This is a genomic window from Neisseria sp. P0021.S005 (assembly GCF_051956955.1).
This window is the reverse complement of sequence record NZ_JBQCWY010000111.1, coordinates 1-7,989: the sequence shown is the minus strand read 5'-3', so window position 1 is coordinate 7,989 and position 7,989 is coordinate 1. Positions and strand designations below refer to the sequence as shown.

Here is a 7,989-nt window from a genome sequence, read left to right as displayed (position 1 = left end):
ATGCAGCCTTCGCGCCACAAGAGGGCAGTATTGCCGTAATTCAATGCCCAATCGTTGTTTTCGCTGGCTTCGCGGATCAGCATAAAGCCTTGTGCATAAGAAATGATTTTGGATGCCAACAGGGCTTGGCGTAGGGCTTCGACCCATGCGGCTTTGTCGCCTTCAATCGGGGTAATGGTTTTGCCAAACAGGCTGTTTGCTTGGGTGCGTTGGTCTTTAAACGCGGACACGCAACGTGCAAATACGGCTTCGGAAATCAGGGTCAACGGGATACCCAAATCGAGGGCATTGATGCCGGTCCATTTACCTGTACCTTTTTGACCTGCGGTATCGAGGATTTTTTCGACCAAAGGTTCGCCGTTTTCATCTCTGTAACCCAAAATCGCGGCGGTAATTTCGACCAGATAAGAATCCAGTTCGGTTTTGTTCCACTCGTTGAAGATTTGGTGCATTTCGTCATAAGACAGGCCCAAACCGTCTTTCATGAATTGGTACGCTTCGCAAATCAACTGCATGTCGCCGTATTCGATGCCGTTGTGCACCATTTTGACGAAGTGGCCCGCACCGTCACGGCCGACCCAGTCGCAGCAAGGTTCGCCTTGAGGCGTTTTGGCGGAGATGGCTTGGAAAATCGGTTTGACGGCAGGCCATGCGGCTTCATCGCCGCCGGGCATGATAGAAGGACCGTGACGCGCGCCTTCTTCACCGCCGGATACACCGGCACCGATAAAGCGGATACCTTTTGCCGCCAGCTCGTGGGTGCGGCGGGTGGAATCGGGATAGTTGGCGTTGCCGCCGTCAATAATAATGTCGCCTTGGTCCAAAAGCGGGACAAGTTGCTCGATAAAGTCGTCCACAACAGAACCAGCGCGTACCATCATCATGATTTTGCGTGGTTTTTCTAATTTATTAACCAGATCTTGCAGTGAATATGCACCGATAATATTGGTATTTTTGGCTGCGCCGTTTAAAAAATCATCTACTTTGCTAGTCGTCCGGTTGTATGCGACAACTTTAAAGCCGTTGTCGTTCATGTTGAGAATCAGGTTTTGCCCCATTACGGCAAGGCCGATTACGCCAATGTCGCCTTTCATTTTGTGAAACTCCGTTATTGATTAATTTTATCTAGCGTAACTCTAGCTGATTTACACGTTTTTAACAATCCTTAACTTTTTAATTTTTTGAAAAGATGCCTTTACGTTTCAGACGGCCTTTGCCTTTAGGAAAATAAACTATAATTTAGATTTTAAATAATAAATAGAAGATGATATTGAGTGCTGCTACAGATTGTTGATAACTTTGATTACAAAAAATTTTCAAATACTTAGCTAATATTTTTTGATGAGGATAAAGTAAGGTCGGCCTTGTTTGCAGATGTGGATAAAATTTTCCTGCCGCTCCATTCTGTGGGTAACTTTTTGCCTGTGCACAATCTTAGCTTGTTTTATACTTCTCCAATTGGAACTGATTGACTAGAGAAATAGTCAAATGGTTTTTTATTTCAAGCTATTTTCATATTTCCTTTTATTTAAGCTGGGAAAAGGCCGTCTGAAAATATGTCAATAAGGGTGTGCATATGAAGTTTTCCTTTAGTATTAAACTGTTATCCGTTTTGATTTTGGCCGCTTGTGCGCAACAGCCGGTTCAAAAGCCCCAAGTTTCCCTGCCCTCTGTATCTGTGGACAACCATGCGCCGGAGCAAGGAACAGGTCTGACGGAGCAGAAATTAATCCGCGCCAAACATTATATGGCGGCGTCTGCCAATCCGCTGGCAACTGAAGCCGGTTATGAAATTTTGAAGCGCGACGGCAGTGCGATAGATGCGATGATTGCCATGCAGACAACTTTGGGACTGGTTGAGCCGCAGTCTTCCGGATTGGGCGGCGGTGCGTTTTTGGTGTATTGGGACAATAAGGCGAAAAAGCTGACGACGTTTGATGCCCGTGAAACGGCGCCGAAAGCGGCAACGCCGGGGCTTTTCTTGGACGAAAACGGCAAACCGATGGGCTTTATGAAAGCAGTGGTCGGCGGCCGTTCGGTCGGTGTGCCGGGGATTCCAAAGCTGCTCGAAGATGTCCACAAGCGTTACGGCAAATTACCGTGGGCAAGTTTGTTTGAGAAACCGATTACTTTGGCGGAACAAGGTTTTGCTGTTTCTCCGCGTATGGCGAAATCCATCGAGCAAAATTTGGAACCCTTGCAACGTTATCCGCAAACCGCCGCTTACTTCCTGCCTGACGGCAAACCTTTGGCTGCGGGAACGGTGTTGAAAAACCCTGAATTTGCGCGTTCCGTACGTCTATTGGCGGAAAAAGGCAGTGCGCCGTTTTATCAGGGAATGCAGGCGCAGAATATTGTTCGTGCCGTTACCAGTGCTGTGGATAATCCTGGCAAAATCAGCATGGCGGATTTGAAAAACTATCAAGTTATCGAGCGTAAGCCGGTTTGTGCGCCGTATCGTGAATATGAAGTTTGCGGCATGGGCGCGCCAAGTTCCGGCGCAATCGCTTTGGGGCAGATTTTGGGCGTATTGCAGAATCAGGATATGAAAGCGTTGGGATCGGAAAATATCCACAGTTGGCGCTGGATAGGCGATGCGTCGCGGATTGCTTTTGCCGACCGTGATTATTATGTCGGCGATCCCAAGTTTGTAAACGTTCCGACCCGTGCCATGATTTCTCAAGCTTATTTGAAACCGCGTGCCGAAGAAATCCGCAAGGCTGACAAGGCATTGGAAACTATTCAGGCAGGCAAGTTTGGCAAAGCATACGCGCAGGGCATGGCGGTCGAGCTGCCGTCCACCAGCCATTTGGTGGTTGTGGATAAAGACGGTAACGTTGTATCGATGACGACTTCGATTGAAAACGCGTTCGGTTCGGGGCTGATGGCAAACGGTTATCTGCTCAACAACGAATTAACCGATTTTGCCTTCAATCCTGTCGGAGAGGATGGTAAAACGGTGGCAAATAGCGTTGCTGGTGGAAAACGTCCGCGTTCTTCGATGGCGCCGACCATTGTGATGAAAGACGGAAAACCTTATATGGCAGTCGGTTCGCCGGGTGGCAGCCGCATCATCGGTTTCGTTGCCAAAACGCTGGTGGCGCATATCGACTGGGGCATGGACATTCAGGCGGCAATCTCTCTGCCGAATATGCTTAATCGCGGCAGCCAGTATGAGATCGAGGATAAAACCGCTGCGGCGGATAAAGCAGCTGCGTTGGAAAAATTGGGCTATAAAGTTCAAATCCGCGATTTGAATTCCGGCGTGCAAGGCATTGTGATCGGCAAAGAAGGTTTACTCGGCGGCGCCGACCCGCGCCGTGAAGGCAAAGTCATGGGCGATTGATTTTGTCGGTTGACATGAAAAAGGCCGTCTGAACAGCTTCGTTTCAGACGGCCTTTTTAGTTTGGGAAAATATATGGATAAGATGTGTATAAGAATAACATTAAATTTTAATATTTCTATTTTTCAATAAGATAAAAGGGATGAATATGTGGATAATTACTTGTGGAAAACAACATGATTTAGGCCGTCTGAAAGGTTCAGACGGTCTTTTCATTGGACTGCTTTATCTATTTTCTATCAGGCTGCCGGCAGCTCGTGAAAAGCGCTGGGCAAGTCTTCGTCATTGGCAAACTCAACCCATTCGTAAGCGCTTTCATCTGCCAAAACGGCACGCAACAGTGCATTATTGATGGCATGACCTGATTTGTAACCTTCAAATGCGCCGATAATCGGATGGCCGACAATGTACAAATCGCCAATTGCATCCAGGATTTTGTGGCGGACAAATTCATTGGGATAGCGCAAACCTTCCGGATTCAAAACGTCCATGTCGTCAATCACGATGGCGTTGTTCAAATTGCCGCCCAGTCCGAGATTATGGGCGCGCATCATTTCCACTTCGTGCATAAAGCCGAAGGTACGGGCGCGGGCAATCTCATTGATATAGGATTTTCCTGCAAAATCAATCTCGAAAGTAGGTGCGCTGCGGTTGAATACGGGATGGTCAAATTCGATGGTTAAAGTAACTTTAAAACCGTCATAAGGCGTAAAGCGTACCCATTTTCCGGTTTCTTTGATTTCAACAGGTTTGAGGATTCTCAAAAAACGTTTTTGGGCTTTTTGATCCACCACGCCTGCATCTTGTAAAAGGTAAATAAACGGCAGGCTGGAGCCGTCCATAATCGGAATTTCAGGCGCGTTCAATTCAATCAAGGCATTGTCAATGCCGTAGGCAGACAATGCCGACATAATGTGTTCAATCGTGCCGATGCGTACGCCTTTATCGGTAACGATGGTTGAAGAGAGGCGGGTATCGTTGATCAAATAAGGATTCAATTTGATTACTTCGCCCATTTCCCCACTTAAATCAGTACGGCGGAACGAAATACCGCTGTTTTCTTCGGCAGGATGCAAAGTCAGAGCGACCCTTTCGCCCGAATGCAGGCCGACGCCGGTAACGCTTACTGATTTGGCTAAAGTCCGTTGCAACATAATTGCTTCCTTTTAAAAAGTCTGATGGGCAAATGATACGTTAAAAAGGAAAAAACAAGCCATCATTTTTAATAGTATTTGCCAATATGGATGTTTTGCGGGTGTGAATTTCAAAATTTTAATTATCCACAATAGCATGTGAAATTGAAGTGGGTAATTTGGGTTTTATCCACAGAAAAATAGAAGAACTAAGATTCTATCCTTTTTTATTCCGGCATTCAGTTGGGGTTGGCTTCAAAGATAAAAATGAATTATCAAATTATTTTTAAAGAAAGTTATCCTGTTATCCACAGATAGTTTGGTTCTTCATCAAAATCATCATTTTAAGAATTAAAATATTATAATTTGAAGAAAACACTGAATTATCAACACAAAAATGGCAAAATAAGGAGGAAATAGAACTAAGTTTATGATTTCCATAAACTTATGAAACTTTTAAGATTGGAAAATGGTTTTTATGAAATAAAATATCAAAATTCAGGACTGATTCGATTTACCTGATATTTTCCTACAAACAAGAATTTCATGTTTTCTTTATTTAAATCAAACAACTTAAAAGTAATTATCTTTAATCCTAGAAAGTAATTTTATTTCAGGATACAATGGCCTTACTGAAAAATTTTTCCCATTCCATCTAATTAGGAGTAGCAAAATGAGTATTAAAGTAGCGATTAATGGTTTTGGCCGTATCGGTCGTCTGGCATTACGTCAAATTGAAAAAGCCCAAGGTATCGAAGTCGTTGCTGTTAACGACTTGACTCCTGCCGATATGCTGCTGCACCTCTTTAAATACGACAGTACTCAAGGCCGCTTTGAAGGCTCTGCCGAATTGAAAGATGATGCGATTGTTGTGAACGGCAAAGAAATCAAAGTATTTGCCAATCCTAATCCTGAAGAATTGCCTTGGGGCGAGCTGGGTGTGGACGTTGTCCTCGAATGTACTGGTTTCTTTACCAATAAAACCAAAGCGGAAGCCCATATCCGTGCCGGTGCGCGCAAAGTTGTAATTTCGGCTCCTGGCGGCAATGATGTGAAAACTGTCGTATACGGCGTAAACCAAGATATTTTGGATGGCAGCGAAACCGTCATCTCCGCCGCTTCTTGTACGACTAACTGTCTGGCCCCTATGGCTGCGGTATTGCAAAAAGAATTCGGTATTGTTGAAGGCCTGATGACCACTATCCACGCTTATACCGGCGACCAAAACACCCTTGACGCGCCACACCGCAAAGGCGACTTCCGCCGCGCCCGTGCCGCTGCCTTGAATATCGTACCGAACAGCACCGGTGCCGCTAAAGCCATCGGCTTGGTTATCCCTGAATTGAACGGCAAACTTGATGGTTCTGCCCAACGCGTTCCTGTAGCCACCGGCTCTTTGACTGAACTGGTTTCTGTTCTCGAACGCCCTGTTACCAAAGAAGAAATCAATGCAGCCATGAAAGCTGCCGCCAACGATGCTTTAGGCTACACTGAAGATCAAATCGTATCTTCCGACGTTATCGGTATTGAATACGGCTCACTCTTCGATGCCACTCAAACCCGTGTGATGACAGTTGGCGACAAACAATTGGTGAAAACCGTTGCTTGGTACGACAATGAAATGTCTTACACTTGCCAATTGGTTCGTACCTTGGAATTTTTTGCCAGCAAAATCTAAAGGATAACAGGCTGAATCAATCAGTCTGTGGATAATTAAAAGGCCGTCTGAATATTTCAGACGGCCTTTTGTTTGTAGATAGATTCAATTTGCAATCAGATTGTGGATAGTTTAATCACAGTGGCACATTTGTTTTCTATCCTAAACTGTACTTCATAATCCGCAATATTCATTACATAAATCCGTTCAGGAATATCTTGATAGGCAGGACGAGGATCTTGGGCGATGCTTTGCTCAATGAGATGTTTTTCTTCTGTGGATAAATGTTCTGCAAGCGTACTTTCTGCCCAGACAACGTTCAATTCTTCAGGTTTGCCGCTGACAAAGCCTGATGATGCGTCAGGTTTGGATTCGATAAACGGGATGTAGGGTTTGATATCCACTACCGGAGTACCGTCTAATAGGTCTGCGCCGCTGCAATAGATGCGGACAGGTTTGCCTGTTTCGATGCGTTTGAGTTTCAGCAGGGATAAACCGAGATGATTGGGGCGGTGCGGGCTGCGCGTGGCAAATACGCCCATTTTTTGTTTGCCTCCAAGCCGTGGCGGACGCACCATTTGCGCCCAACCTTCATCCAATACGCCGTGGAAAATAAAACTTATCCACACATAGTCAAAATCTTCCAAGCCCCGAACGCTGTCTGCGGTAAATTCAGGAGTGAGTTCAATGCAAATTTCTGCTGCAGGAACCAAACCGGGTTGGCGGGCAATGCCGAATTTTTGTTTGTAGGGGGAATGAACGGTTGCAATAGGCGTAATAGAATAGGACATAATTTGTGGATAAATATTCTGTGCAAACTGTCATCATATCACAGATGTTTTCCCACATTTTGTAGTAGTAATTTGTTATAATACAAAGCATTTATTCCAAATGTCCGTATATGGGCAATAAATGAATAATTTAAATTATTTAAAATAAAATCAATAGGTTATATTAATACATGATTGTTTCTATCGATGTAGATGCACAAAAAACGTTTACGCCTTTGTGTCCGAAAGAATTGCCCGTTGCCGAAGGTCACCTGATTGCGGATGAACTCAATGCCCAAGCTGCATTGGCGGATTTACGCGTAATGACGAAAGATGCGCATCATGCCGCGGCAAAATGGCTTGTGGATAATCCTGTTGATATGTTGAAACCGACGGGTTTACCCGATGCGGATTTGACTTGGGTATCGCATGCGATGGTTGGAACATATGGCTATGATTTGTTGGATGGCCTGCCTTCAGCCAAAGAATACGATTATTGCGTTTGGAAAGGCGTCGATCCTGAGTTACATCCTTACGGCGCATGTTTTCACGATATTGAAGAAAAGCTCAGTACAGGTTTGATCGAATGGTTGCGCTGTCAAAATGCAGATACAGTCATTGTCGGCGGTTTGGCAACGGATTATTGTGTGAAAACGACAGTTTTACAGTTGCTTAAAGGCGGGGCTTGGAAAGTCATCGTCAATCAGGCTGCTTGTCGCGGCATTGCTCCGGAAACGGTTGAATCAGCATGGCAGGAAATGTATTCTGCCGGGGCTATTATTTTAGAAAACGCCAAAGAAATAAAAAAATACATTAATAATCAATAAATTATATTTAAAATTCTGTTGTTTCACGTGAAACATTTTCCAAAATATGAAGATTTTACTTGTCCGCTTGTCCAGTATGGGCGATTTAATTCATACGTTGCCCGCAGTTGAAGATTTGGCGCGACAATGTCCTGAGGTAGAGCTCCATTGGCTGTGTGAGGCAGGGTTTGCAGATATTGCCCGCTTACATCCTTTTGTCAAAAAGGTTCATGTAATGAAATGGCGGCAGTGGCGCAAACACCTTTTTCAGGCTGAAAC

Annotated in this window: 6 protein-coding genes and 1 pseudogene; 4 read left to right on the top strand and 3 right to left on the bottom strand. The window is 44.9% G+C overall.

Going from position 1 to position 7,989, the window contains the following annotated elements; translation table 11 throughout:
- Positions 1-1,094 (bottom strand): decarboxylating NADP(+)-dependent phosphogluconate dehydrogenase (gene gnd, locus ACTHUE_RS08105; RefSeq protein ID WP_440423244.1); only part of this gene is annotated, 1,094 nt, incomplete at its 3' end.
- A gap of 482 nt (positions 1,095-1,576) precedes the next feature.
- Here gnd and ggt point away from each other — a divergent pair.
- Positions 1,577-3,346: a gamma-glutamyltransferase gene (gene ggt / locus ACTHUE_RS08100; protein ID WP_049335672.1), complete on the top strand. Its 1,770-nt coding sequence runs from the start codon at positions 1,577-1,579 to the stop codon at positions 3,344-3,346.
- A 237-nt stretch (positions 3,347-3,583) separates the two neighbouring features.
- Here ggt and lpxC read toward each other — a convergent pair whose 3' ends face one another.
- Positions 3,584-4,498 carry a UDP-3-O-acyl-N-acetylglucosamine deacetylase gene (gene lpxC / locus ACTHUE_RS08095; protein ID WP_049335675.1) on the bottom strand — a complete coding sequence of 305 codons (915 nt, stop codon included), beginning with the start codon at positions 4,496-4,498 and terminating at the stop codon, positions 3,584-3,586.
- Between the two features lie 652 nt (positions 4,499-5,150).
- Here lpxC and gap point away from each other — a divergent pair.
- Positions 5,151-6,155 carry a type I glyceraldehyde-3-phosphate dehydrogenase gene (gap, locus tag ACTHUE_RS08090; RefSeq protein ID WP_049335677.1) on the top strand — a complete coding sequence of 335 codons (1,005 nt, stop codon included), beginning with the start codon at positions 5,151-5,153 and terminating at the stop codon, positions 6,153-6,155.
- 95 nt (positions 6,156-6,250) lie between these two features.
- Here the strand turns inward: gap and tsaA are convergent, their stop codons facing one another.
- On the bottom strand, positions 6,251-6,925 hold the full coding sequence (gene tsaA, locus ACTHUE_RS08085; RefSeq protein WP_049335679.1) for a tRNA (N6-threonylcarbamoyladenosine(37)-N6)-methyltransferase TrmO: 675 nt from the start codon (positions 6,923-6,925) through the stop codon (positions 6,251-6,253).
- A gap of 170 nt (positions 6,926-7,095) precedes the next feature.
- On the opposite strand from tsaA, the gene ACTHUE_RS08080 reads away from it, so the two are divergent.
- Positions 7,096-7,731, top strand: a complete 636-nt coding sequence (locus ACTHUE_RS08080) for a nicotinamidase (protein ID WP_049335681.1) — start codon at positions 7,096-7,098, stop codon at positions 7,729-7,731.
- Between the two features lie 46 nt (positions 7,732-7,777).
- Positions 7,778-7,989: pseudogene (locus ACTHUE_RS08075) on the top strand (lipopolysaccharide heptosyltransferase I); the annotation flags it as partial.

Bases quoted from the DNA above. Each gene is read 5' to 3' on its own strand.
- ACTHUE_RS08080 (WP_049335681.1), top strand. From the start codon at position 7,096: ATGATTGTTTCTATCGATGTAGATGCACAAAAAACGTTTACGCCTTTG.
- tsaA (WP_049335679.1), bottom strand. From the start codon at position 6,925: ATGTCCTATTCTATTACGCCTATTGCAACCGTTCATTCCCCCTACAAA.
- ggt (WP_049335672.1), top strand. From the start codon at position 1,577: ATGAAGTTTTCCTTTAGTATTAAACTGTTATCCGTTTTGATTTTGGCC.
- lpxC (WP_049335675.1), bottom strand. From the start codon at position 4,498: ATGTTGCAACGGACTTTAGCCAAATCAGTAAGCGTTACCGGCGTCGGC.
- gap (WP_049335677.1), top strand. From the start codon at position 5,151: ATGAGTATTAAAGTAGCGATTAATGGTTTTGGCCGTATCGGTCGTCTG.